This is a genomic window from Streptomyces sp. 2A115 (assembly GCF_052245575.1).
Taxonomy (GTDB): domain Bacteria; phylum Actinomycetota; class Actinomycetes; order Streptomycetales; family Streptomycetaceae; genus Streptomyces.
This window is the reverse complement of sequence record NZ_JBQQCG010000078.1, coordinates 23,398-47,333: the sequence shown is the minus strand read 5'-3', so window position 1 is coordinate 47,333 and position 23,936 is coordinate 23,398. Positions and strand designations below refer to the sequence as shown.

Here is a 23,936-nt window from a genome sequence, read left to right as displayed (position 1 = left end):
CGTCACCACGCACCTCGACGGACGAGGTGGCGGCGGAGTTTGCCGGTCGAGGTGCGGGGCAGTGACGGCACGACGTGGATGGTCCGGGGGGCCTTGAAGGCGGCGAGGTGCTCGCGGGCCAGCGCGATGAGTTCGGCCTGCAGGTCGGCCCTGGTCGCCGCGAACGCCGGGGCGGTCGTGGCCGCGACACCGATGACGACGTAGGCCCGCAGGGCGGTGGCGCCGCGCTCGTCGGTGACAGCGGCGACGGCCACCTCGCGTACCGCCGGATGCTTGCGCAGCACGGCCTCCACCTCCAGCGGGGAGACGGTGATGCCACCGACGAGCTCCATGTCGTCGGCGCGGCCCAAGTGGCGGTAGGTGCCGTCGCGTTCGCGCCGCGCGCGATCACGGGTGGCCAGCCAGCCGTCCACCAGGACGCGCTGCGTCTCCTCGGGAAGGTTCAGGTAGCCGGGCGTCAACGTCGCGCCTCGTACCCAGAGTTCGCCCTCCGTGCCGTCCGGCACCGGGTGTCCCGCGCCGTCCCGCAGTTCCAGTTCGAAGCCGGGAACGGGGCGGCCGACGGTGCCCGGGGTGTTGTCGTCGAGGCTGTTCGCGCAGAAGGCGTGCCCGGCCTCGGTGGAACCGATCTGTTCCAGTACCGGCGCGCCGAGCAGTTCGGTGACGCGCTCGCCGAGCCCGGCGGGCATGCCCTCGCCGGCCGACACCGCGGCGCGTACGGAGGCGAAGCAGGCCGCGTGCCCGTCGGCCCGGTCGGCCACCAGGGCGGCGTACGCCGACGGTACGGAGTAGAGAAGTGTCACCCGGTGGCGGGCCACGAGTTCGTCCACCGCGGCGGGCGAGGGGCGGCGGTCCACCAGGACGGCGGAGGACCCGGAGAAGAGGGGGAATGCGAAGGCGTTGCCGAAACCGTAGGCGAAGTACAGCTTCGACACCGAGAGGGTGACGTCGTCCTGGGTGATCCGCAGCAACCGCTCGCCGATGAGCTCGTGGTACGTCCCGGGGTCGCCGTGGCAGTGCACGACTCCCTTGGGGATGCCGGTCGTGCCCGAGGTGTACTGGATGTAGAGCGGGGTGCGCGGGCCGGCCGGGTGGGCGCCGGTGGTCGGCGGCGCGGCGCGGGTGAGCGCGACGAGTTGGTCCGCGCCGAGCCGCGTCCGCCCGGCGAACCGGTCTTCCAGGCCCGGCCCGGTCACGCACAGCGCGGCTCCGACGTCCTCGGCCATGAACTCGTGGTCAGCCGCGGGCAGTTCGGGATTGACCAGTACCGCGACTGCCCCGAGCCGGGCGGTGGCGAGGAAGGCCGTCACCCAGGCGAGGGAATCGGGCAGCGCGAGCAACACCCGGTCGCCGGGGCGGACGCCATGCTCGGCCAGGACACTCGCGGCGCGGGCCGCGAGGTCGTGCACCTCTGCATGGGTCCAGGCCCGGTGGCCCTGGTGGAACGCGGGCCGGTCGCTCCAGCCCCGCCGCTCGGCCAGCGCGGCGAGTCCGGACGCCAGGTTCCCGGCCTCGGTATCGGTGGGGCCGGCCGTGCCGGTGGGGCTCGGGGCGGAGGTCATCGGCGTCACCGGACCTGCTCCTGCAAGGAGACGCGCACGGCGGCCGTCGACTCGCCGTAGGCGCGCAGCTGCGCGGCGGTCTTCAGCAGCATCTCGTCGTACTCCGCTTCCGGGTCGGAGCCGAGGACGATGGCGCCGCCCGCGCCGAGGTGCATCCAGCCGTCCGTGAAGACGGCGGTGCGGATGACGATGCTGAGATCGGCGCCTCCGCCGCAGCCGAGATAGCCGAGGGCGCCGGAGTACACCCCGCGCGCCTCGGTCTCCAGCGAGTCGATGATCTCCATCGTGCGCAGCTTCGGCGCGCCGGTCATCGAGCCGCCGGGGAAGCAGGCTCGTACGCAGTCCACCACATCCGTGTCCGCACGGAGCCGGCCCTCGACGGTGGAGACGAGCTGGTGCACGGTCGCGTACGTCTCGGTGGCCATCAGACGGGAGACCCGTACCGTTCCGGTCTCGCACACCCGGCCCAGGTCGTTGCGGAGCAGATCCACGATCATCAGGTTCTCGGCGCGGGTCTTGGCGTCCGCGGCGAGTGACTCCTTCAGCCGGGCGTCCTCCTCCGGCCGGTCGCCGCGGGGTGCGGTGCCCTTGATGGGCTTGGCCTCGGCGATGCCGTCCCGAGTGATCCGCAGGAACCGTTCGGGGGACGAGGCGGCCACGTCCACGTCCCCGAACTTCAGGAAGGCCGCATAGGGCGCCGGGTTGATGCGCCGCAGCACCCGGTAGAAGGCCAACGGGTCGGGCGGCGCGGGTAACCTGGCGGCGTTGGTCAGACAGATCTCGTAGCTGGTGCCGGCCTTCAGCTCGCGCCGACAGGCTTCGATGTCGGCGAGGTAGGTCGCGCGGTCGCGGACCAGCCACGGTTCGACGGCACGCAGGCCAGGGTCGGAAGCGGACGGCGGAGTCGTGGCAGGCCCTGCCGACGACACGAAACTCAGCTGCGCCACCGCACTGTCGAGCCAGTCGACGGCGTCCCGCGTGCCCTGTGGGGTGTTCTCGGCCAGGCAGACGGCATAGGTGGATCCCTCGCGGTGGTCCACCGCGATCAGCCGGTCGGCGAAGAGCCAGCAGGCGTCCGGGGTTTCGGCCCGGTGACGGTTCGGCGAGCCGCAGTCGGCCTTCGCCTCGTAGCCGAAGTAGCCGACATAGCCGCCGGTGAAGTCGAAGGGCAGCTCGGCCGCGTCCACGTGACGGGTCGCCAACTGCCGCTTCAGGTAGTCGAAGACGCTTGCTCTGACCTTGCGCGGCGGCCGCCCGGGCCGCTCGATCTCGCAGCTGCCGCTCTCGACGTCGTAGCGTACGAACTCGGCCAGCGGGCCCGTGCCGTCGCCGAAGAACGAGAAGCGGGACTGCCCCTCCTCGACCCGGGAGCTGTCCAACCAGAACGCCCTGGGCGCGTCCGCGCACATCCGGGTGAAGGCCGTCTCGACGTCCACGGCGGTCGTGATCCGGCGGCTGTGCAGTCGGTAGCCGACGGGCGCCGCCCCGCGGGGGCGGGGCACGAACGCCGCGGACACAGAGGCGTTGTCTTGCGTACGCGGCTTCTCCGTACGGGCCTTGGTCATACGGACCGTGCGGGGCCGGGCCGCGGTGAGGCTCCGGAAGTTCAGGAACAGCCGGTGGCCGTACTCGGTGAGGACGGACTCAGGGTGGAACTGCACGCCCCACAGCGCACGGGTGCGGTGCCGCAGCCCCATCAGTACGCCGTCTTCGGACCAGGCGGTGCCCTTGAGACTCGCGGGCAGCGGCTCCCGCACGGCCAGCGAGTGATAGCGGACCGCGGTGAAGTCCTGCGGCAGTCCGCGGAACAGGTCCTCGCCGTTGTGCCGGATTCTGGAGAGATGCCCGTGCCGGGGCTGCGGTGCGGCCGTCACCCGGGCGTGCTCGCCGACCGCGATGCCCTGGTGGCCGAGGCAGACACCCAGGACGGGTATCTCGGACTCCGCGAGCACGCTGGCGCTGATCCCGAAGTCGCGCGCCCGACCCGGGTGTCCGGGCCCGGGTGACACCACCACATTGTCGAACTCCCGGAGATCCGGAAGTGCGTCGGCCGAGGCGTCGTTGAGGATCACCACCGGCTCCTCGCCATTGACCTCGGCAATCAGCTGGAACAAGTTGTACGTGTACGAGTCGTAGTTGTCGATGAGCAGGGTCTTCACCCGCCCACCCCCCTTTATTGTCGTTCTCAGCCTTGTGCGGCCCGTCGTTTGTGCCGTCCACGCATCGCCTGGAGGGGCGGATACAGCCATTTCTTGAAGAAACGCTGAAGTCGCGGCATGAGGATCCACGTAACAATGGCCGTGACGGCCAGACACAGCAGCAGAGTGCGGATGAGAGGGTTGAGGCTGCCGAGATAAGGAAGCACCGCCAAATTAAATATGAGCACAGGAGGGAAGACCGCGCTCATATTCACGAACCATAACTTCCATTTCGGTGGCGGACGCGGGGCCGCAGCGGTCGCGGACGCGGTTTCGGCCTGAGAATCGAACCAGGCCCTGGAGCCCTGCACGGTCCGCCGACCGGTCTCCCGGGCGAGCTTCTCCCCAGGGGCCTGCCACTGCGCCCGCTCGGCCGAGCCTTCCCAGGCCAGGGCGGAACCCTCGCTGATGAAGCGGTAAACCACATGCCACTCCGCCTCTCCGTCGACGAGCACGCCACCGCCGAGAAAGCCCGGCTGCTGCGCGCCGGCCCGCAGCACACCCCACCCCCAGGAGTGGAACTCGGCCTCGCGGCCCGGTACCACTCGATACGCGACGGTGACGGTAACGGAATTCCTGGTCACGCCCTTGAATACGGAAAGAGAAGGCTTGCTGTTCAACTCTCAACAGAGTTTTTGTGTGCAGCCTGGAAAGCGGTCATTTGTCACCCTTATGCCCGCCTTGACATCTTTTGCCACACGCTACTTCGGGTAACCTTCTCGAATTCCTGGAATCACTTGCCGGACTCTCGAACAAACCGGCACCATCGGCCTCCGGGGCACCGTTCTCCGGCGACACGAAGAGTCCGACAAGCCGGATCTGAAAGAGCAAGAAGGAGATCCATGTCCAGGTATGACTGGAGCGTGACCCACGAGGGAATCAACAGGGTGCGCGCCGAGATCGAACCGGCCCGAAAAGAAGTGACCGCCCACCCCATTTACCAGCGGATAAGCACCCGGGAACACATGGCGACCTTCATGGAGCACCACGTCTTCGCGGTGTGGGACTTCATGTCGTTGCTGAAGTCCCTCCAGCGGGAGCTGACGTGTGTGGACGTCCCCTGGGTACCCCGCGGCTCGCAGGTGAGCAGGCGGCTGATCAACGACATCGTGCTGGTGGAGGAGAGCGACGAGCTGGACGGCGGCTTCACCAGCCACTTCGAGCTCTACCACACCGGCATGGCAGAGGCGGGGGCGGACACCTCACGGCTGGACACGTTCCTCGCGCTGCTCACGGAGGGCCACGACGTGCCGACGGCGCTGCGCGTCGCCCAAGTGCCCGCCCCTGCGGCCGAGTTCGTCACCACCACGTTCGGAATCGTCAACGACAAGCCGCTCCACTGCCAGGCGGCGGCTTTCGCATTTTCCCGGGAAGACCTCATTCCGGACATGTTCGACCAGGTCATCAAGAAGGAGGGCGCCGACCGGTTCCCGATCTTCTGCGACTACCTCGCACGCCACATCGAGGTCGACGGCGAGGAACACACCCCCATGGCCATGGCCATGGTGGCCGACCTCTGCGGCGACGACGACACGCGCTGGCGAGAGGCCACGGAGACCGCGGCCCTCGCGCTGGAGGCCAGGTCCCGGCTCTGGGACGCGATCGCGGCGGCGATGGACCCGCTCGACGGCTGAATCCGAGTCGGCAAGGTCCTGCCCGCCGGTGGTGACGACGCACGCCGGAAACAGCGGGTCCGCCGAAGTGGCCGCGGACGATGTGCGGCTGGCCGGCGGCGACCATGTCGCTCGCGGTTCACCTGTTCTCTGCGAGGAGGCCTCGGCGTTCACGCCGGGGAGGAATCGCCTCCCGTGACAGCGAGGATGGTCCGTCCAGCACCGTCACCTGGTGCCCTTCGGCCGCCAGCAACAGCGCGACCAACGAGCCCACGGGTCCCGCCCCGCACACCACTACATGCATGCAAACCAGCCCTCCAACGCATCGACCGGCATGAGCATGGCTGCGATCACTGCTCATTTCCCAGACCGGTTTCTGCTCACTTCGCCGGGTTGCTCGCGTGGGTGAGGGCTTTGGCGCAGTAGGCGAGGACTACGACGGAGTACCGGCAGCGGCGGCGTCGTAGAAACCGTTCAGGTCCACGGGGTGGGAGTCGGCCCCAGCGCTGGCAGCGGTCGCCTTCCCGCCTCGGCGAGGAAGCCGTCCTGCTTCCACACCCGCTCCTCCTGCGGCGCGGCCGGTCAGAGGGTGATCCGGTGCTCCTCCATCACGGGTCGGCGTGAACGTCAGGAGGCAGCCTGCGGCGGCTCCGCCGGCGGGACCACCGGGCGGACTGCGTCAGCCGAATCGGAAGCGGCCCTTCGGCTGCGCAGCCAGTGGTACACCGGACTGACCAAGGTGGCGGCGAGCATGCCGCACCCGACCTGGAAAGCCCAGCGCAGCCAGCCGTCCGGGGCGTCCTCAGCCCGGTCCATGAGTACAACGGCGAGTGGGTGGGCGAACGCGGCACCGACCGCGACCAACCACACCGGACCCCTCCAGCGCCCGCGGGCGAGCGTGGTGACCGCGAGGGCGATCACGAAGACCGAGATCATCAGCACGGAGTAATTGATCTGCATCAGGCTTCCTGCCTTGTCGAGTGGGACGGATCGTGCGCCCGCAGCGCTTGAAACGGACAGATGGGAGAAGAGGTTCACCGAGGCGAGCTCCCGGACCGCACCCGACTCAGTCCAGGCGCTGAGTGCCGGCTGTTCGCCGGTGAGCAGCGGCCTGCAAATCTGCCCGCCCCGAGGTTCACACCCGACACATGTGCCTGGCCGTCGACACCCGCCGAGAAACATGACCTGGTGGAGAGCGGCCCGTGGGCACCTTTTAAGGTGTGAGTATGACCCAGCACCGCAAGGGCCTCGTCCTCGACTTCGGTGGTGTGCTGACAACACCTCTGCTGCCCGCCGCGCTCGCCTTCGAGCGACGCGACAGACTCGCCGAGGGAACCCTGCTCACCGGCCTCTACCTGGACCCCGAAGGGATCCGGCTGACCGAGGAACTGGAGCGCGGCACACTCACGCAGACCCAATGGAACGAGGCGGCGGCCGGACGACTCGGCATCCCGCCGGACAACCTGATGGGCCGTATCTTCGCTGACCTGCGCCCCGAGTCCTCGGTGATCGCCGCGGCCGCCGCCGCCCGCCGGGCGGGCATCAAGGTCGGCATCCTCTCCAACTCGGTCGGCCTGACTCCGTGGAATCTGTACGACGGCTACGACGTGGAGAAGCTGTACGACGCCCTGGTGCTGTCCGAGGTCCACGGCACGCGCAAGCCCGAACCGGAGGTCTTCCGGCTCGTGCTGGAGGAACTCGGCCTGACGGCCGAGGAGTGCGTGTTCGTGGACGACACCGAGCAGTATCTGCCGCCCGCGGCGGAGCTGGGCTTCGCCACCGTCCACGCCGTGGAGCCTGCCCGGACGGTGGCCGCGCTGGAAGCCCTGCTCGGTATCCCGTTGACGGACAAAGACCCGGACGAGGGCCCGAACCCGGACCTGGACATGGACCGGGTCACCCCTTGAGGAGACCCCTGTGAGACTGGGCCTGGCCCTGCCGACCTTCGGCCCCGACGCCCGCCCGGAAGGCATCCTTCGTGTCTGCCGCACCGCCGAGGACATGGGATACGACTCCCTGTGGACCGGTGACCGCGTCCTCGCACCCCGGGTGCCCACCGCCCCGTACCCGAGTTCCACCGGCGAGATGCCACGCGCCTACGAGAACCACATGGACCCCTTGGCCGCCCTGACGTTCGCTGCGGCCCACACGACACGGGTCCATCTCGGCACGAGCACGTTGAACGGCCTGTGGCAGCCGCCGCTCATGCTGGCCCGGTCCCTGACCACCCTCGACGTCCTCAGCCATGGGCGCCTGATCGTCGGCCTCGGCCTGGGCTGGATGCCTGACGAGTACACCGCGGTCTCCGTGCCCTGGAAGGGCCGCGGCGCACGGCTCGACGAGACCCTGGACGTCCTGGAGGAGTACTGGGCCAACGACGTCTTCGCGCACGAGGGACCGCTGTTCACCATCCCGGAGACCGTGGTGGGCCTCAAGCCGAGCCAGCGGCCCGGCCCGCCCGTGCTGCTCGCGGCATTCACTTCCGGCGGACTGCGGCGTATCGGACGGCGGCTCGGCGGCTGGCTGCCCGTGGCGATGCCGCTGCTCCATCTCATGGGCATGTGGGATGTCATCCAGAAGGAGGCGGTGCGGGCCGAACGCGACGCCGCCACCCTGCGTATGGCGCTGCGCGTCAACCCCGAGCTGACCGACAGGAAGACCGACCCGGACCGGATGCCACAGGCGGGCACCCTCGCCCAGTACATCGACTACGCGCGGGCCGCCGCCGAGGCGGGCGTGCACGAACTCTTCGTGGACTTCGGGCAGATACCGGCGACTCTCACCGAACGCGTCGACCTGGCCGGCCGTTTCCTCGAAGGGGTCCGCCGAGGCTGACCGTATGCGGCCTTCCGGCGCGGGTCCGGCGGCAGTTTTCGGCGTAGGTCCGACGGTACGACGGCAACGGTTCGCCCGTAAGCGGAATGTGTCGGACCCTTCGTTGGTTTCTCGGAGCGCTCACTCTTCGACCTCTCGATCCCTCGGCGCCGCCTGCGTCTCGGGGCCGAGGCACGTCGAACGCACCGATGGGAGAAGCCTTGACGCGCTCCACCGCCAGGAACGAGCCGCCTCGCCTCCGCCGCGTCCACCTGCCCGGTACCGTGCCGTCGCCCTCTCCGGCGGCCCCGCGGCCATGGGACGCGGAGGAGAAGCGGGAGGCCTTCGACGCGAACACGGCACGGCACGTCGTGGAATGACGTGAGCGGCGGTGGACCGTCCTGGTGACACCGCCGCTGCCGTCCCGCGCCGACGGCCCTCGCAAACGCCTGACGGGAGGTGTTTGCGAGGGCCGTCGCGTGTCAGGGTGTCAGGACGTCCCGAGCCCGTTCAGCAGGGTGTCGACGACCACGTCCGCGGCCTGCCCTGGGCTCAGTTCGGGCAGCTGCCGGGACACCAGGTGCATCAGCTGCGGTAGCAGCGTGCTCGCCCACCCTTCCGGGAGGCCGGTGCGCAGGAGGCCCTCGTCGGTGGCGCGCTGCAGGAAGGCGTCGACCTCGCGGACGGACGCGTCCCGGCGTGCGTGGACGCTGTCGTCGGCGAGCATGCGAGCGAGGTCGACGGGCCAGGTCCGGTTGACGGCGATGATGTTCTCGACGTAGCGGTGCAGGGCGACGGCGACGGGCGCCTCACGCAGTCGTGCGTCCTCGATGGCGTGCTCGATGGCGGTGAGGCGGGCCTCGTAGATGGCCGCGAGGAGGTCCTCGCGGTTGGCGAAGCGCCGGTAGACGGTACGCCGGTCGACACCTGCCTCGGCGGCGATGCTCGCGATGCTGGCGCCGGGATCGGCGGCGAGCATACGTGCGCCGGTGGTCAGGACGGATTCCAGATTGCGTGCTGCGTCGGCTCTCACCGGCCCGAGTTTAGTGCCGGAATGTGATGCCTGAGACATCTAGCGCCTCTCGGGAGTAGAACCCTGTCCGCTAAGCGCTACAGTGAAGTGACAGTTAAGAGAAGTTCCGTCATTCTCATGTTACTCTTCTAGAGAGGCACCTTCCATGTCGAAGGCATCCGAATCCCCATCACCCACGGCAGGCGGTGTCGCCGCCGCGATGAGCGCGCTGATCCTGGCAGTCCTTCTCGCGGCCCTGGACCAGACGATCGTCTCCACCGCGCTGCCCCGCATAGCGCAGGACCTGGACGGGTTCGACGACATCGCGTGGGTCAGCGCCGCATACCTGCTCGCCTCGACCGCGGTCACCCCGCTGTGGGGCAAGCTCGGCGACATGTTCGGCCGCAAGCGGCTGTACCTGGCCTCGACCTCGATCTTCCTTATCGCCTCGGTGGCCTGCGGCCTGGCACAGAATCTGCCCGAGCTGATCGGCGCCCGGGTACTCCAGGGCGCCGGAGGCGGCGGCATGATCGTGCTGACCTTCGCCCTCGTCGGCGACATCGTCGCCCCGAGCGAACGCGGCCGCTACCAGGGCCTGTTCGGATCGGTCTACGGTGTCGCCAGCATCGTCGGTCCCCTCCTGGGCGGCGTCTTCACCGACCAGCTCTCCTGGCGGTGGGCGTTCCTGGTCAACCTGCCCGTCGGCATCGTCGCCCTGACCATCGCCGCCCGGGCGCTGCCCGCGGCCACCCGGGGCGCGAAGGCCCGCATCGACTACCTCGGCGCCACCCTCCTGGCCACCATCGCCACCGGCCTGGTCCTCGTCACCTCCTTCGGTGAGCGCTGGGGCTGGGGCTCGCCGGCCATCGTCGGCCTGATCGTCGCCACCATCGCGCCGGCCGTGCTGCTGGTGCCCGTCGAGCGCCGCGTCGCCGCCCCGGTCCTGCCGCCGGCGATGCTCGCCTCGCGGACCGTGGTGTTCTCCTCGCTGATCGGCTTCTTCGCCAACGCCGCCATGTTCGCCGTACTGGTGTACCTGCCGACCTACTTGCAGATCGTCCACGGCGTCTCGGCCACCCTGTCCGGCATCTACATGCTGCCCCTGGTCGCCGGGCTGGTCGTCAGCCAGTCCCTGGCCGGACGCTGGGCCGCCCACGTCGACCGGCTGCGGAAGATCCTGCTGGGCGGGTTGCTCGCCAATCTCGCCGGACTGCTCCTGCTGGGCACCATCGGCGCGGCCACCAACACCCTCGTGCTCAGCGTCTACTTCCTGATCACCGGTGTCGGCATCGGCATGGTGCCCATGGTCGTCCTGACCGCCGTCCAGAACAGTGTGCCCGCCGCCGATCTCGGCGCCGCCAGCGCCGTGGTGACTTTCGCCCGCTCCATCGGCGCGGCCTTCGGAGTCGCCGTCTTCGGCAGCCTGCTCAACACCGGCTTCGCCGACCGCACCCATGCCCTGCCGACCGCGGGCGGCTTCGACGCCGCCCGCCCCGACACCATCGGCCATCTGCCCGCCGCCCTGCGCGACACCGCCCTGGACGCCTTCGCCCGCGCCACCGCCACCGGCTATCTCTGGATCGCCCCCACCCTCGCCGTCGGCATCCTGCTCGCGCTCTTCCTCAAGCCGACCTGCGAGGGCGGCGAGGCGGACCGCACCACCTCCGGCACCGCGGCCTCCGACGCCAAGGACGCCGCCCCCGCCGCCTGACCCACCGCACCCCACGCCCTCGACCGGCCGACGCCCTCACGGGTGCCGGCCGGCGGCGTTCTACGAAGCACTCTCCGAGAGCCTCTTGAGCTGGGCCAACCACGGGGAGTTCAGACGTTGCGCCCACAACGGGGACGACACCTGGAGCGACGTGGCTGCCGGACCGCGGACCACGTTCTCGGTCAGCACATGCATACCCACCTCGACCGCGGTGAGCAGCCAGGCCTGGTACAGCTGCACGCCGGCACCTGTGCCCAACCAGTCGAGCCGGTGCGGCGGCAGATGCCCACCCACGAAGATCTCGAACCAGTGCCGGTGAACCACACCTCGAAGGTCCTGGAGAGCGGCCCGGCCCGCACCCAGGTGATGCCCCGCACCCACTCCGGCCACCGCGCCACATCACTGAGCAGCGCAGAGGCCGTGGCGGGCGGGGCGTGCACGACGGCCTGCGCCTGACAGAAACTGTGGGCCCGATCGGGCGAGATCATGTGCGGTGTGGTGAGAGAACGGCCAGGGCGATCCGCCGCGCGGCGCAGCCACTCACACCCCGTTAACGAATGAACGAGCACCGGTGGTTCACACCCAGGCCCGGCGCAGTCCTCGCCGGCCGCCCCGCCTGACCGGCGGACTGCACCGGCACCGGGGCCGAGCGGGACACACACTCCCGCTCGGCCCGGTGTTTTCTGTAGCCGATGGCGTGTCGAATCTGATGATATAGATCGCAAAACGGATAAGTATCATGTGGCTTGAGGGCTCATGCCCCGCAGATACGTGTCGACCACCACATCCGCGGCCTGTCCTGCGCTCAGGTGTGTCAGCTGCTGTGCAGCCAGGTTCACGAGTTCCGGCAACAGGGACCCGGCCCACATCGGTGGCTGGTCCCGGCGCAACAACCCCTCCTCGGCGGCGCGTCGCAGAAAGGCGTCGACCTCGGCGAGGCAAACGTCCCTGCGCCGGCGGACATCGCCGTCGGTGAGCATGCGGGCGAGATCCACTGGCCGGGTCCGGTCGATGGCGACGATGTTCTCGACATAGCGGTGCAGGGCGACGGCGGCGGGGGCTTCACGCAGGTGTGCGTCCGCAAGGGCCTGCTCGATGGCCGAGAGCCGGGCTTCGTAAATGGCCGCGAGCGGCTCCTCGCGGTTGGTGAAGCGCCGGTAGACGGTACGCCGGTCGACACCTGCCTCGGCGGCGATGCTCGTGAGACTCACGCCGGGATCGGCGGGGAACATACGTGCCCCGGGTGGTCAGGACGGCTGCCAGATCGCGTGCTGCGTCGGCTCTCATCCTTCAAGAGTATCGCCCATGTGGAGCATTAGGCTGCCTAGAACCACATCGATGTGCGTTTACTGATTGGAACTGCTACATTAAGGTGGCAGTTAGGGCCTCAAAGGCTGACCGAGCTGATTCGCAAGCACCGACAGCGCACCGGAAGAGAGAAAGCACATGATCACCTATGACCGGCTCTTCATCGGAGGTACCTGGGCCGAGCCGAGCAACCCGAAGCTGCTCGACATCGCCTCACCGCACGACCAGTCCTTGGTGGGCCGTGCCGCGCAGGCCCAGCCGGCGGACATCGACCGCGCGCTTGCCGCGGCACGGGCGTCCTTCGAGGCGGGCGAGTGGCGCCTGACCCCGCCGACGGAGCGCATCGCGGTCCTGCGTCGCTTCAACGCACTGCGCGAGGAGAACGCCGAGAAGATCGCGCGCCTGATCTCGCTGGAGAACGGCTCGGCAGGCTGGTTCACCCGCGCCGGCCAGCCCGGCCTGACCCGGCAGGCGAACGCCTACCTCAAGGCGGCGGAGGAGTTCGGCTGGGAGGAGACGCTCGTGTCCTCCGACCCGGCGTCCCCGCTGCGCAGCGTGGTGCGCCGCGAGGCGATCGGCGTCGTGGCCGCCGTGATCCCGTGGAACTCGCCCTTCTCCTCGGCCACTTCGAAGATCATCCCCTCCCTGGTCGCCGGGAACTCCGTGGTCCTGAAGGTGTCCCCGGAGAATTCGCTGAGCATGGGCTTCCTGGCCGAGCTCCTTGAGCAGGTGGGTCTGCCCGAGGGCGTGATCAGCGTCCTGCCCGCGGACCGGGAGACCAGTGAGTACCTGGTCTCGCACCAGGAGGTCGACAAGATCGCCTTCACCGGCTCGACCCGGGCGGGCCGCCGCATCGCCTCGATCGCGGGTGAGCAGCTCAAGCGGGTCAGCCTGGAGCTGGGCGGCAAGTCCGCCGCGATCATCCTTCCCGACGCCGACATCGAGAAGGCCGTCGCGGGCGTGAAGTTCGGCTCCCTGCTCAACAACGGCGAGTCGTGCATCGCCCAGACCAGGATCCTGGCCCCGCGCAGCCGGTACGAGGAGGTCGTGGCCGGGCTCAAGGACCTGGTGGAGTCGCTGAAGGTCGGCGACCCCAACGACCCCGACACCTTCATCGGCCCGATGATCCGCCCCGACCAGCAGGAGCGGGTCCGCAACTACATCCAGCTTGGCATTGAGGAGGGCGCCCGCCTGGTCACCGGCGGCCCGCAGATTCCCGAGGGCCTGGAGAAGGGCAACTACGTCACGCCCACCGTCTTCGCCGACGTCGAAAACTCCATGCGCATCGCCCAGGAGGAGATCTTCGGCCCGGTCCTGGTGGTCATCGCCTACGACGACGAGGACGACGCCGTCCGCATCGCCAACGACTCGGAGTACGGCCTCTCCGGCGGCGTCTGGTCCTGTGACGACGAGCACGCCCTGGCCGTCGCTCGCCGTGTCCGCACCGGCACCATCACCGTCAATGGCGCCTCGGTCGCCTTCGACGGCCCGTTCGGCGGCTTCAAGGCCAGCGGCATCGGGCGTGAGTACGGGGCGGTCGGGCTCGGCACCTACACCGAGTACAAGACGATCACTGTCTGACCTCCGGCCGGGGAGCCCCACCGAGCAACCCATCATGATCGTCCCAACATGGAAGAAGTCTTCGAATGCATAAGAGTGGGAAGCAGGTACGAATACCTCAATCTCACTGGAAAGCGCGCGTTTGTCACCGGCTCGAACTCCGGGCTCGGTAAGGCCACCGCGAGGTACGCCGACTTCCGCGACGGCCTGAGCGAGCGGGGCATCAGCTATGTCGTGGCCGTCCGTTCGGACGTGAGCGTCCACCCGCACGACGTGCGACCCACCGCCCCGGCGTGGTCCGGAAACGGCCGCAAGCCGCAGCCCGGCTCCCGGCACAAGCCGTCCCCTGTGTCTGTTTTGGCCGCCGGCCACGGACGGCAGGCGTTCACCGAGGTGCCCTGGCGGGAAGGCTCTGGTGGGCCGATGCGCTCGCGCTTTCCGGCAGTGCGGGTGCGGCCGGCCGGGGTCAGGGCCCGCCGGGCCGTATGCGGGTCTGTTCAGTTAGGGGCTGTCCTTGAGGCGCACAACAGCCGGCAGGTCTGCTGCACGTGTGGTTGGTGGTTGTGGGCGAGTACCGGGGTCTGCAGTGGTAACTCGCCCACAACTACGCGTTCACCTGCTGGAACGCTCGCGTCGGCCGTGCTGAGGTTCCCGCGTTGTCTCTCGTGTCATTTGCGCCAGAAAAGGTGGTGCGTCATGCCGCTCGGGCTGGGCACGACCTCCATGTGAAACCGGTCCATCAGCTGTTCGGGCGAGTCCCAGAGGCGTAGCCCGGACCCGAGCTTCACCGGTGAGACGGCCACATGCATGGTGTCGACGAGGTCGGCGTCGAGGAACTCCCGGATGGTGGTCACGCCGCCGCCGAGCCGGACGTCCTTGCCCTGCGCGGCCTCCCGTGCCTGCGCGAGAACGGTGGCGGGGTCGCCGTCCACGAAATGGAACGTGGTGTCGGAGAGAGTGAACGATGGACGCTTGTGGTGGGTGAGGACGAACACCGGCGTGTGGAAGGGCGGCTCGTCACCCCACCAGCCGCGCCACTCGTGGTCGTGCCACGGGCCGCGCTGGGGTCCGAACTTGTTGCGGCCCATGATCTCGGCGCCGATGTTGTGGCTGAAGTCCCGGGTGAAGTAGTCGTCGAGGCCCCGGCTTCCCCCTGGCTCGGTGCGGTTGGGCCAGCTCGCCGTGGCGCCGGCCCAGGCGAAGAGCCTGCCCGGATCGATGTGATGGCCGAAAGGCCGCTCCAGGCTCTGGTCCTCGCCGGCGGCGACGCCGTCGCTCGAGACGGTGAAGTTCTGCACTCGCAGCAGCTGATCCATATGTTCCCTCATCAGGTCCTGTCGCCTCCTGGCGATGCGTCCTACATGAGGATGTCGAACGGGACGTGGCTGGATCGACAGCGGCGCCTAAGTTCTTTCAAAATGTGCCCGCGCGACCGTTCACCTGCGTCGTTCGGCGGCATCCCGTTGCCCGCTGGGTGCGGTGCCGAGTCGCCAAGAGGCGCGTGGACGGAGACTCTCGCGCCTCTGCCCGGGCACCACTGTGACCGGGGCGGCAACCTTCCATGTTCCGGCATCGCCGTCACCCTGGCTGACGGCCTCAATCGCGAGCATTACGAAGCGAGGGGCGCCGCCACTGCCGTGGCGTGCCGAGGGGGAGCTATGCGCATCGGATCACATGTTGACCTGTGCATGTTCATCTGTTCCATGCATGTGCGCTTCGAGGAACGGGCACCGGGCGTAGACGCCCTCCTCGCCGGTCGAAAGGACGTCTCGGCCCTGCGCGCCGCGGCTGAACTCCAGACCCGGGCCAGCCCCAAAGTCTTCTTCCACGAGACCTGCCACTTCTGGCAGGGCCTGCGGCTCCCCTTCCTGTACCGCTATGCCTGTCTCGCCGTACGGGCGGCCTATCAGGCCTTTGTCGGCGCTGACGCCACCTGGGAGGACCTGCACGACTGGATGTCCTCGTCCCCGACCTCCACCGCCTCGACCTGAAGCTCACCGTCAGGCTCGGGGAGGACACGCTCAACAGACGCGGGTACGGGGCCGGACCCGGAATCTGCATCCGGCGGTACGCAACCTGATGCTGCGGCATGGGGCACACCGCTTGTGGGAGCGCAGCTACGGGCCGCTGCGCGAAGCGGCCTGACCATGTCCGGTGCGTGCGCGGCTGTCGAGGGGGCCGGGAGCGTCCCCTCCGGGCGGACGATTCCCCGCCCGCGGAAGCCTGGCGGCCACGGCTGACGGCGCTGAGGTCAAGCCCGCTTGGCCATCGTCCCCGGCCGGTCCGGTTCATCCGAGGGTCGGGACGGCGTGCCGCGTGCGAGGCACGTCACGAGGGAGGTCCGGCTCCCCGTCCAGGACGGTGACGTCCGCTCAACTGCGCTCCGCCCCGCGCCGCGGAGGCCGTCACGGACCGCGGTGCGGCATGCGCCACAACGCCAGAAACATCGGTGCCGGTCCAATGAGACGCAGTTCACTCGGAGGCCGGCGGGCGTGGAGACGTGCAGGTCCAGCGGCCGGTGGCCGACGATCGCACGCCTCGGTCGCTGACGAGGGCCGCCTCCCACCGAACCGTTGCCGCTGAGCCTTCGTTTGCGGAGTGAGTACAGAGTGGCAAACGCTTTCCGCCCGCTTCCCCTGCCCACGCGTGACGTGGGAGTCGAGGGAGTCACGTTCGCCACACCATGCACGACATGAAGGGACCAATCCTTGCGTCACAAGAAGCGTGTGCTGACCCGCCGTAGCGTCCTCGGAGCGGCCGGTGTCGCGGCCGGCGCCGCCGTCGCGGTGCCGGTCTTCGCCTCCGCCGACACGGCCAAGGCCGCAACGCGCACGGAGCGTGTGCCCCGTACCCGGGCCAAGACCTTCTCGGGTGCCGCCGCGCGGGCCGTGGAGTCGGACTTCCCCGTCGAGTACGTCGGTGTCACCTGGACCGGGGCCCAGCGGGGCGCCGCCATCCGACTGCTCGACCAGGACGGCAAGGCCGGCGCGTGGAAGACGCTGCAGCCGGTCTGCGCGGCCGGGGCCGACGGGGACGCCGGGGACCCGGCGAAGAGAGCGAGCGTGCTGGTGCCCACGGGCGGGGCCGCCGGGTACGAACTCAAGGTGCCGGACGGGGCGACCAACGTACGCTCCACTGCCATCGACACGCTGAACGGCCCGACCTTCAACGTTTCCGTTGCCACGGAGACCGCGTCGTTCCAGGGAGTCGAGTACATCACCCGGGCCGGATGGGGCGCCGACGAGTCCCTCCGCTTCAAGGCGGACGGCACCGAGAACTCGCCGCAGACCTACTACCCGGCCCAGACGCTGACCGTGCACCACACGGCCGGCGCGAACGGCGACCCCGACCCGGCAGCCACCATCCGGGCCTACTACTACCTCCACGCGATAGTGAACGACTGGGGCGACATCGGCTACCACTTCCTGATCGACGAGGCGGGCCGCGTCTACGAAGGCCGTTACTCCGGCACGGACGGCCTCCCGGCCCACAACGTCGACAAGAAGATGGTGACCGCCTTCCACGCCGCCGGCTACAACTCGGGCAACCTCGGCATCGCCCTGCTCGGAACCTTCACCGGCCAGGGCCCGACGGCAGCGGCCCGCCAGTCGTGCACCAAGCTGCTGGCGGCCCTGTCCGGCTATCACGGCTTCGACCCTCAGGCCGCCGTCACCTTCGTCAACCCGGTCAACGGCGTCACCAAGAAAGTCCAGCTGATCAGCGGCCACAAAGACTGGCTGGCCACCGAGTGCCCCGGCACCGTGATGTACGGCGACCTCCCGGCCCTGCGCAAGGACGTCGCGGCTGCGCTTTCCGCCAGCTGAGACGCGCGGGCGGTGAGCCCACCTCCCCAAGAGACCGCAGGGCCATGGGCGCCGGGTCTTCGCCGGTGACATACGCGTCACGGGTGCGGTGTCCTCGTCCCAGGGCCGAAGCCGAGCGTGTGCCCGAAGCCGAGCGCGCGCCCGGCTTCGGGCAGCGCGGCCACTGGGCAACCGCCCCACCGCCGCAACAGCGGGTCCTGCTCCGGTACGGTCCGCGGACTGCCGCAGGGCTCGAACAAGAGGCGGCTGCGCCGGAGGGGATTGGACGCGAGCCTCTCGGGGCGCAGCTTCCTTTTGCTGCCGTGGGGATCGGCGACCGCAGGATCCGGTTCAAGAGCCCACGCGTTGCGCCGTCAGGGCGTTGGCTCACTCCGCTCCGGGAAAGGAATGGCTTCGCCCCGCAGTTCGTGGTGCCACAGCAGGTCACTGATGCGCTCGATCGCGGACGTAAGGTGGCGGCGATAGGTACTGAACGGCAACCCAAGGCGCTCAGCCGCCGTCTCCTGGGTGGGACTCCCGCGAAAATAGGTGACGGTCACGGCCCAGTGGCGCTTTTCGCCGCCCCGCTCGTCCAGCAGTGTCTCGGCGGCTTGCTGGAGCACTTCGGACAGATCGCGCCCGCTCTCGAGGACGATGCGGCTGCGGTTGAGGGGATTGCCGGAGAGCGTCTTGGTGTCGCGGAGTGTACGCAGCGCTTCCCGGATCGCCATGTCGAACTCGGGGCGGGACAGTACGACAAGTTCGCCGCGAGGTGAGACCCGCGCCTGCGCCATGGAAGAGCCCGACAGCACCGCGGCAGACTTCTCCCGCAGCCACGGGTCGGCGGGCTGCGCGCGCCAGTCATGGCCGAACAGCGCGTACCGGTGGCCCGCGACCTCGGGCCGCTCGTCGACCGGGACCATGTTGATGTCGCCGAGGTGGGAGTCCCAATAGCCGTTGTCCTGCATCACGATGTGGGACCAGGCAAGCCGGTCGGCTCGGATCATCTCTCCGGTTGCCCGCCACTGCATGTGAGTCATCGGGGCCGAGGGCAACTGATACACCTCGGGATACACAGCGAAACGGACCAGGCCCAGGTGTTCGCCGGGCCTGACGGGCCCAGCCGCGCGCGCATGCCGCCACGCTGCCGCGACGATGGGGTCGATGTCCACGCCCTCCGGTTCCTCCAGCCGTAGCCATGCGAAGAACGCGACGACCTCATTGGTGTGGGTCGAGCGGTACACATAGAAGGCCCTGGGCTGGCGTCCAGCCAGAACGCGGCGATTGCTCCCCCTCGGCCGCGCCTGCGAGTTCCAAGACCCGCTCACGAAGGGCCGGTTCGTAGGGCTGCTCCACTACCTGTCCGACTTCCCGCCAGTCGTTGAACTCCGACATGCGCCGGTCGGCCCGGTAGAGATAGATCAAGGCACCCGTGGCCTGGAGCATCTTCGCTTCGGATGCCGTACGGATCTGGGCGATGAAGTACCGCAGTATCTGCTCGTGCATGGCGGCGAAGCCGTCCGGGTCCCGCCAGCGCAGATCCGCCTCCAGCGCTTCCCGCACGGCATCGTGCGGGAAAACACCGGCAGCGGTCGTCTCCACGAACGGTTGGGCGCGGAGCCAGGAGAACAGCTCCGGGGCATCGCCATCCATGAGAGCCCGCAGCAGCGACTCGGAGGTGACGTGGGCGTGCGCGCAGATCTCCAGGGCCTTGCGGTGCCGGGGACTCGGCGTGTCCCCGATGAGTTGGGGCAGCATCGTGGGGATGACGTCCCGGCTTGGCTTCCAGTTGGGGGTGGTGGTTGCGTCCTTCATGGCCAGGGAGGCGGCCAGCGTGAGCGCCAGCGGGTTGCCGCCGGTGAAAGACAGCAGCGCCTCGTGCGTGTGCAGTGGCACGCCGCGTGCCGTGAGGAAGGCGGCGGCATCCCTGGGCATGAGATTACGCAATGAGGTGACGTGAAGCAGGCCGTCCCACCCCGGGTCGGCGGTCAAGCGCGGATCGGGGGCGAGGCGCCCCGCCACGACCACGATCGCCCCCATCGGCAGTTGGGGCAGGAAACGTTCCCACAGCCAGCCCTCAAGGCCCTGGCACCTCTCGAAGGTGTCCACCAGCAGCACTGCGTCCGGTGTGCTCAAGGCCTTCCCCGCCGCCTCCAGAAATCCCTCGGGAGTGGGCGTGAGCGTCCGGCCGTCCACTTCGATCACGTCGCGGCCCGCCTGGCGGGCTTCCTGGACGAAGCGGCGCAGCAGCGTCGACTTTCCGATGCCGCCGGGGCCGTACAGGTAGTGGACGGGGTACGCCCTTGTGTCACCGGCCAGGGCGGCCTTGAACAGCGAGAGTTCGGCTTGACGCCCGACGAACACCCGGTCGCGTCCGGCGGCCAGAGTGTCGGCGATGACGCCGCTGGGACTGCTCGTTGCCATGAAAAAAGTCTCTCCGTGAGATTCCGGCTCCACTGCGCAGGTTACGCCGGACACCTGAACTGTCCTTACGCGTCAGGCCAGTTCAGGTGTCCTGGCAAGGAAAGACCCTGGGGGAGGAGCTTCGGCCCGCAACGCTGTCGGTGTGCCGGCGGGTGCGGACGTCGCGAGCACATGTGCGCCCCGATGCCTCCGGTCATGCCTCGTTGCTACCGTCCGCGTTCCTGACACCATCGCGACGCGCTGCCACAACGAGCTGACAGGCCAACAGGTTCACCAACGCCCCACTCATTCCTCCGCCTTGAGACAGGAGTTGCGCAGCTCATGACGGGTCCCACTCCACACCGGTCTAATTAATGACCGCTTCAACCCCCTTGCATGTTCTATGCCATACCCCATAAGTTACCGACAGGTAGCTCGCTCGGCGGGCCACGTCGCCATGAGGAGGGGGGCGGATGAGCCCGCGCAAGCGTGACAGCCGTGGCCGGATGACCCTCAGTGCTGCCGTTCTGCTGCGTGAGTACGGGGCGAACGCGACCAGCGTCGACCGTGTGCTCGCACACAGCGGAGCCCCACGGGGCTCGGTGTATCACCACTTCCCCGGCGGGCGGACTCAGCTCATCGACGAGGCGGTGGCACTGGCGGGGGACTTCATCGCGGGCCTGATCAACGCCGCCATGCAGGCGGACGACCCGGTGGAGGCCGTCGACGCGTTCTTCGCGCTGTGGCGCGACCGGCTCGTGGAGAGCGGCTTCCGGGCCGGCTGCCCGATCGTGGCGGTGGCCGTCGAGACCAACGACGACGCACCCCAGCTCGCCCTCTCGGCAGCCGCTGTCTTCGCCCGCTGGCAGGAGGCCCTCGCGGGCCTGTTCGTCCGGCACGGCCTGACCGAGGAACGCAGCCGTCGGCTGGGCGCCTTCATCATCGCCGCGGTCGAAGGCGCGGTGATCATGTGCCGGGCCGAGCAGAGCACCGCCCCGATCGAAGCCGCCGCCGCCGAGATCCACGACCTGCTCCTCCACACCTTGCGCGACCGCCCCAGCACCGAACCCGGCCCTCGGCCATAGCCGCGGCCACTTCGCCCAGTCAGCTCACCTCGAAGGAATCGCCATGCCCTCGGTCGACCGCCACGACAACATCTTCGTCCTCGACCTCGGAGACGGAGAGAACCGTTTCCACCCCGACTGGCTCACTGCCGTCGGTGCCGCGCTCGACGAGGTGGAGAAGGCGGAAGGTCCCCGCGCCCTGGTCACCGCCGCCACCGGCAAGTTCTACTCCAACGGGCTCGACCTGGACTGGCTGTTCGCCCACGGTGACCAGTACCACGACTACGTCGTCTCGGTCCATGAGCTGTTCGCGCGGATGCTGTCGCTGCCGGTCATCACGGTGGCCGCGCTGCAGGGGCACACCTTCGCCGCCGGCGCGATGTTCTCCCTCGCCCACGACTTCCGCGTGATGCGCGCCGACCGCGGCTTCTGGTGCCTGCCCGAAGCGGACATCAACATCCCCTTCACCCCCGGCATGGCCGCTCTCATCCAGTCCCGGCTGGCGCCGCAGACCGCCCACGAGGCCATGCTCACCGCTCACCGCTACGGCGGCTCCGACGCCGCAGCGGCCGGCATCGTCGACCGGGCGGTCACCGAGGACGCCGTGCGCTCCACCGCTATCGAGATCGCCCAGGCACAGGTGGCCAAGGCCGGCGACACGCTCGGCACCATCAAGTCCCGCATGTACGCCCCCGCCCTGGCCACCCTTCGCGACACCACCAACCCGCTCGGCTGACCCCATACCTCACCGAACCGCACACCCCGCGCTCTGGGCTCTCTCCGTCGGGAACGGGGCTGCCCCAGCCGTCCACCGCCTGAGGAGACAGGGCCGATGACGGCCGGCACCGCCACCTGGCACAAGGGCGCGTGCATCCTGTGCGAGAACAACTGCGGCATCCAGATCCAGACCGACGGCCGTCGTTTCGCCAAGATCCGTGGCGACAAGGAGCATGTCGCCATCGCGGGCTACACCTGCAACAAGGCTCTGCGTCTCATCCGCGCCGCCCGCACCGACGGCCAGACCTTCGCCGCCGAGGGCACGGTCATCCACGCCGGCCGCCGCACCGCGACCGCCGAAGGCAAGGTGCTCGACGATCAGGGCAAACTGATCGCCCACGCCACCACCACCTGCATGATCCTTTGGGTCGCTCGCCGAGGTCGGCTTCACCTGCCATGAAGGTCGCTTTTCGTGTGGGCCGTCGCCGACTTGGACCAGCCGCTGCCGGACCACCATGCGATGTCGCCGGCGGAGCTCCTCGCTCTGCTGCCCGAGGGGCGCAGCGGGTGCTCTGCCTCAGCCTGTCGCCGCCGCTGGCCGTCGCCGTGGACATCGGGGGCCCCGGCCAGGGGGCGGCCGAGGACGAGGCGACTTTCAGGCCATAAGGATGTGGCGCAGGTTGGGGGTGAGGTGCTGGACGAGTTGTTCGTCTGTCATCTCGGCCAGCGGGCCGCTTTTGAAGAGGTACCGAGAGAACGTCACTCCGATGAGGTACGCCCCCACTGACGCCACGCGCTCCGGTAGTTCCGGTAGTTCCGGGCCGGGGATCACTTGCCGGTACATCTCCAGGCTGTCTTCCTGCATCGCGGTGAACAGCCGTTTGGCGGTCTCTTCCTCCGAGGCCACCGCACGCAGCATGGCCACGAACGGGTCGCTGCCTGCGCTCTGGGCCATGCGCCGGACGTAGGACCGGGCGATGCGTGCCGGGAGGGTCTTGGGGTCGCCGACCACTTCTGCCATGAGTGTGCGGGGGCTGGGGACTGCGGCAAGGAACAGCTGTTCCTTTGATGTGAAGTGCCGCAGGACCAGGCCGTGGGTCACTCCGGCCCGGCGCGCAACGTCGCGGATGGTCGTCTTGGCGTAGCCGAGTTCGGCGAAGGCGGCACGGGCGGCTTCGAGGATGGCGGCCCTGCTCGCTTCGGGGTCCCGCCTGCGTTTCTTGACCGGGACGACGTCCTGGTCGGGGAGGTTCGTGGGTGGCGTGTCCATGCTTTGAGTATACGCAAGGTTACTAATTAGTTGACCGAGTGGACACTATGGGACTCCATTTCGTTTAATATTTTGTGCCCTACATCCCTTTTCTTACGCTTTTTACGGCACTGTTAAGTGATCGGCTGGACATTAGTGCGGGAGGTCCGTAGGGTCATTAATGACCAGTTGGTCACTAGTGGTGCTCAGTGGGTCCGCTCGGTGACCGAACAGCTGCTGCCCACCACTGCACCAGAAAGAAGGCCCGTCATGGCACCTGAGCCCCTCACCCCGGCCAACACCACCGTCGTCCTCGTCGATTACGCCGTCGGTTTTGCGAACATCCTCGGCTCTCACGACCTTGCCCAACACATCAACAACGCCTCGGGGCTGGCCAAGACGGCGAAGTGGTACGAAAGCGGCCTCGTCGTGACCAACGGCCAGTCGACCAAGCCGTCCGGTCCGCTGTACCCAGAGCTGCTGGACGTCATCGGTGACCACCCGGTGATCGAGCGCACCAGAGATTTCAACGCCTTCCTGGACGAGCCGTTCGCACAGGCGGTCCGGGCGGAGAACCGTCCGAACCTGGTGATCGGCGGTATTGCCACGGACGGCTGCGTGCTGCAGACCGTGCTCGGCGGACTGCGCGAGGACTACCGCGTCCATGTCGCGGTCGACGCCTCCGCCAGCCTCACCGTCGAGGCGCACAACACGGCGGTTCAGCGCATGATCCAGGCCGGTGCCGTCCCCGTGACGTGGTTCTCCCTGGCCGCCGAATTCCAGCTCGAGCCCAAGTTCCACGACGCTCCGCACCGCATGCGCCTGATGCAGGAGAACGTCCCGGCCATGGCGATGAGCGCCCGTTCCTACGTCAATGCCCTCGAGCAGGGCAAGCGCGCCACCGCCGGCGTCTGAGACGGCT

General features: G+C 68.8%; 24 protein-coding genes and 1 pseudogene. 14 read left to right on the top strand and 11 right to left on the bottom strand.

Features of this window, described 5'->3' with window-relative positions:
* Window positions 1–2: 2 nt before the first annotated feature.
* Genes ACTWQR_RS43375 through ACTWQR_RS43365 form a run of 3 tightly spaced genes read right to left on the bottom strand, consistent with a single transcriptional unit; the run spans window position 3 to window position 4,380 of the window.
* Window positions 3–1,562 carry an AMP-binding protein gene (locus ACTWQR_RS43375; protein ID WP_443232802.1) on the bottom strand — a complete coding sequence of 520 codons (1,560 nt, stop codon included), beginning with the start codon at window positions 1,560–1,562 and terminating at the stop codon, window positions 3–5.
* 5 nt (window positions 1,563–1,567) lie between these two features.
* Window positions 1,568–3,721, bottom strand: a complete 2,154-nt coding sequence (gene pabB, locus ACTWQR_RS43370) for an aminodeoxychorismate synthase component I (RefSeq protein ID WP_443232793.1) — start codon at window positions 3,719–3,721, stop codon at window positions 1,568–1,570.
* Window positions 3,722–3,747: 26 nt separating this feature from the next.
* Window positions 3,748–4,380, bottom strand: a complete 633-nt coding sequence (locus ACTWQR_RS43365; RefSeq protein WP_443232792.1) for an antibiotic biosynthesis monooxygenase — start codon at window positions 4,378–4,380, stop codon at window positions 3,748–3,750.
* 222 nt (window positions 4,381–4,602) lie between these two features.
* Here ACTWQR_RS43365 and ACTWQR_RS43360 point away from each other — a divergent pair, with 222 nt between their 5' ends.
* Window positions 4,603–5,394: a DUF3050 domain-containing protein gene (locus ACTWQR_RS43360; RefSeq protein WP_443232791.1), complete on the top strand. Its 792-nt coding sequence runs from the start codon at window positions 4,603–4,605 to the stop codon at window positions 5,392–5,394.
* 606 nt (window positions 5,395–6,000) lie between these two features.
* Here ACTWQR_RS43360 and ACTWQR_RS43355 read toward each other — a convergent pair.
* Complete coding sequence (locus ACTWQR_RS43355) at window positions 6,001–6,333, bottom strand: hypothetical protein (RefSeq protein ID WP_443232790.1); 333 nt, start codon at window positions 6,331–6,333, stop codon at window positions 6,001–6,003.
* A 266-nt stretch (window positions 6,334–6,599) separates the two neighbouring features.
* Here ACTWQR_RS43355 and ACTWQR_RS43350 point away from each other — a divergent pair, with 266 nt between their 5' ends.
* From ACTWQR_RS43350 to ACTWQR_RS43340, 3 genes are all read left to right on the top strand, one after another.
* The gene (locus ACTWQR_RS43350; RefSeq protein ID WP_443232789.1) at window positions 6,600–7,280 is read left to right on the top strand and encodes an HAD-IA family hydrolase; all 681 of its coding nucleotides are present in this window, start codon (window positions 6,600–6,602) and stop codon (window positions 7,278–7,280) included.
* A gap of 10 nt (window positions 7,281–7,290) precedes the next feature.
* Window positions 7,291–8,208, top strand: coding sequence for a TIGR03619 family F420-dependent LLM class oxidoreductase (locus ACTWQR_RS43345; RefSeq protein ID WP_443232788.1), 918 nt, complete (start codon window positions 7,291–7,293; stop codon window positions 8,206–8,208).
* A gap of 200 nt (window positions 8,209–8,408) precedes the next feature.
* Entirely contained in the window at window positions 8,409–8,567 is a 159-nt protein-coding gene (locus ACTWQR_RS43340) for a hypothetical protein (RefSeq protein WP_443232787.1), read from the top strand.
* A 110-nt stretch (window positions 8,568–8,677) separates the two neighbouring features.
* Here ACTWQR_RS43340 and ACTWQR_RS43335 read toward each other — a convergent pair whose 3' ends face one another.
* Window positions 8,678–9,166 carry a TetR/AcrR family transcriptional regulator gene (locus ACTWQR_RS43335; RefSeq protein ID WP_443232801.1) on the bottom strand — a complete coding sequence of 163 codons (489 nt, stop codon included), beginning with the start codon at window positions 9,164–9,166 and terminating at the stop codon, window positions 8,678–8,680.
* Window positions 9,167–9,365: 199 nt separating this feature from the next.
* Here ACTWQR_RS43335 and ACTWQR_RS43330 point away from each other — a divergent pair, with 199 nt between their 5' ends.
* Window positions 9,366–10,910: an MDR family MFS transporter gene (locus ACTWQR_RS43330; protein ID WP_443232786.1), complete on the top strand. Its 1,545-nt coding sequence runs from the start codon at window positions 9,366–9,368 to the stop codon at window positions 10,908–10,910.
* Between the two features lie 60 nt (window positions 10,911–10,970).
* Here ACTWQR_RS43330 and ACTWQR_RS43325 read toward each other — a convergent pair whose 3' ends face one another.
* A complete protein-coding gene (locus ACTWQR_RS43325) occupies window positions 10,971–11,234 on the bottom strand; it encodes a hypothetical protein (protein WP_443232785.1) in 264 nt (87 codons plus the stop codon).
* Between ACTWQR_RS43325 and ACTWQR_RS43320 the strand changes: the two genes are divergently transcribed.
* Window positions 11,226–11,366, top strand: a complete 141-nt coding sequence (locus tag ACTWQR_RS43320) for a hypothetical protein (RefSeq protein WP_443232784.1) — start codon at window positions 11,226–11,228, stop codon at window positions 11,364–11,366. The two genes, ACTWQR_RS43325 and ACTWQR_RS43320, sit on opposite strands and share 9 nt — an antisense overlap.
* A 281-nt stretch (window positions 11,367–11,647) precedes the next feature.
* Here the strand turns inward: ACTWQR_RS43320 and ACTWQR_RS43315 are convergent, their stop codons facing one another.
* Complete coding sequence (locus tag ACTWQR_RS43315) at window positions 11,648–12,121, bottom strand: TetR/AcrR family transcriptional regulator (RefSeq protein WP_443232783.1); 474 nt, start codon at window positions 12,119–12,121, stop codon at window positions 11,648–11,650.
* A gap of 235 nt (window positions 12,122–12,356) precedes the next feature.
* On the opposite strand from ACTWQR_RS43315, the gene ACTWQR_RS43310 reads away from it, so the two are divergent.
* Both ACTWQR_RS43310 and ACTWQR_RS43305 read left to right on the top strand, forming a co-directional pair.
* Window positions 12,357–13,799 (top strand): aldehyde dehydrogenase, encoded by a 1,443-nt coding sequence (locus ACTWQR_RS43310; RefSeq protein ID WP_443232782.1) that lies wholly within the window; start codon window positions 12,357–12,359, stop codon window positions 13,797–13,799.
* A 168-nt stretch (window positions 13,800–13,967) separates the two neighbouring features.
* A pseudogene (locus ACTWQR_RS43305) lies at window positions 13,968–14,258 on the top strand (transposase); the annotation flags it as partial.
* A gap of 188 nt (window positions 14,259–14,446) precedes the next feature.
* On the opposite strand, the gene ACTWQR_RS43300 reads toward ACTWQR_RS43305, so the two are convergent.
* The gene (locus tag ACTWQR_RS43300; protein WP_443232781.1) at window positions 14,447–15,094 is read right to left on the bottom strand and encodes a dihydrofolate reductase family protein; all 648 of its coding nucleotides are present in this window, start codon (window positions 15,092–15,094) and stop codon (window positions 14,447–14,449) included.
* A 342-nt stretch (window positions 15,095–15,436) separates the two neighbouring features.
* On the opposite strand from ACTWQR_RS43300, the gene ACTWQR_RS43295 reads away from it, so the two are divergent.
* Both ACTWQR_RS43295 and ACTWQR_RS43290 read left to right on the top strand, forming a co-directional pair.
* Window positions 15,437–15,769 carry a hypothetical protein gene (locus tag ACTWQR_RS43295; RefSeq protein WP_443232780.1) on the top strand — a complete coding sequence of 111 codons (333 nt, stop codon included), beginning with the start codon at window positions 15,437–15,439 and terminating at the stop codon, window positions 15,767–15,769.
* 717 nt (window positions 15,770–16,486) lie between these two features.
* A complete protein-coding gene (locus tag ACTWQR_RS43290) occupies window positions 16,487–17,602 on the top strand; it encodes a peptidoglycan recognition protein family protein (RefSeq protein ID WP_443232779.1) in 1,116 nt (371 codons plus the stop codon).
* A gap of 353 nt (window positions 17,603–17,955) precedes the next feature.
* Here the strand turns inward: ACTWQR_RS43290 and ACTWQR_RS43285 are convergent, their stop codons facing one another.
* Window positions 17,956–18,753, bottom strand: a complete 798-nt coding sequence (locus tag ACTWQR_RS43285; RefSeq protein WP_443232778.1) for a hypothetical protein — start codon at window positions 18,751–18,753, stop codon at window positions 17,956–17,958.
* Window positions 18,754–18,799: 46 nt separating this feature from the next.
* A complete protein-coding gene (locus tag ACTWQR_RS43280; protein ID WP_443232777.1) occupies window positions 18,800–20,005 on the bottom strand; it encodes an AAA family ATPase in 1,206 nt (401 codons plus the stop codon).
* 452 nt (window positions 20,006–20,457) lie between these two features.
* On the opposite strand from ACTWQR_RS43280, the gene ACTWQR_RS43275 reads away from it, so the two are divergent.
* From ACTWQR_RS43275 to ACTWQR_RS43265, 3 genes are all read left to right on the top strand, one after another.
* A complete protein-coding gene (locus tag ACTWQR_RS43275) occupies window positions 20,458–21,069 on the top strand; it encodes a TetR/AcrR family transcriptional regulator (RefSeq protein ID WP_443232776.1) in 612 nt (203 codons plus the stop codon).
* A gap of 43 nt (window positions 21,070–21,112) precedes the next feature.
* A complete protein-coding gene (locus ACTWQR_RS43270) occupies window positions 21,113–21,784 on the top strand; it encodes an enoyl-CoA hydratase-related protein (protein ID WP_443232775.1) in 672 nt (223 codons plus the stop codon).
* A gap of 96 nt (window positions 21,785–21,880) precedes the next feature.
* Window positions 21,881–22,225: a hypothetical protein gene (locus ACTWQR_RS43265; protein ID WP_443232774.1), complete on the top strand. Its 345-nt coding sequence runs from the start codon at window positions 21,881–21,883 to the stop codon at window positions 22,223–22,225.
* Window positions 22,226–22,420: 195 nt separating this feature from the next.
* Here the strand turns inward: ACTWQR_RS43265 and ACTWQR_RS43260 are convergent, their stop codons facing one another.
* On the bottom strand, window positions 22,421–23,035 hold the full coding sequence (locus tag ACTWQR_RS43260) for a TetR/AcrR family transcriptional regulator (RefSeq protein WP_443232773.1): 615 nt from the start codon (window positions 23,033–23,035) through the stop codon (window positions 22,421–22,423).
* A 249-nt stretch (window positions 23,036–23,284) separates the two neighbouring features.
* Between ACTWQR_RS43260 and ACTWQR_RS43255 the strand changes: the two genes are divergently transcribed.
* The gene (locus ACTWQR_RS43255) at window positions 23,285–23,929 is read left to right on the top strand and encodes an isochorismatase family protein (protein ID WP_443232772.1); all 645 of its coding nucleotides are present in this window, start codon (window positions 23,285–23,287) and stop codon (window positions 23,927–23,929) included.
* Window positions 23,930–23,936: the final 7 nt, after the last annotated feature.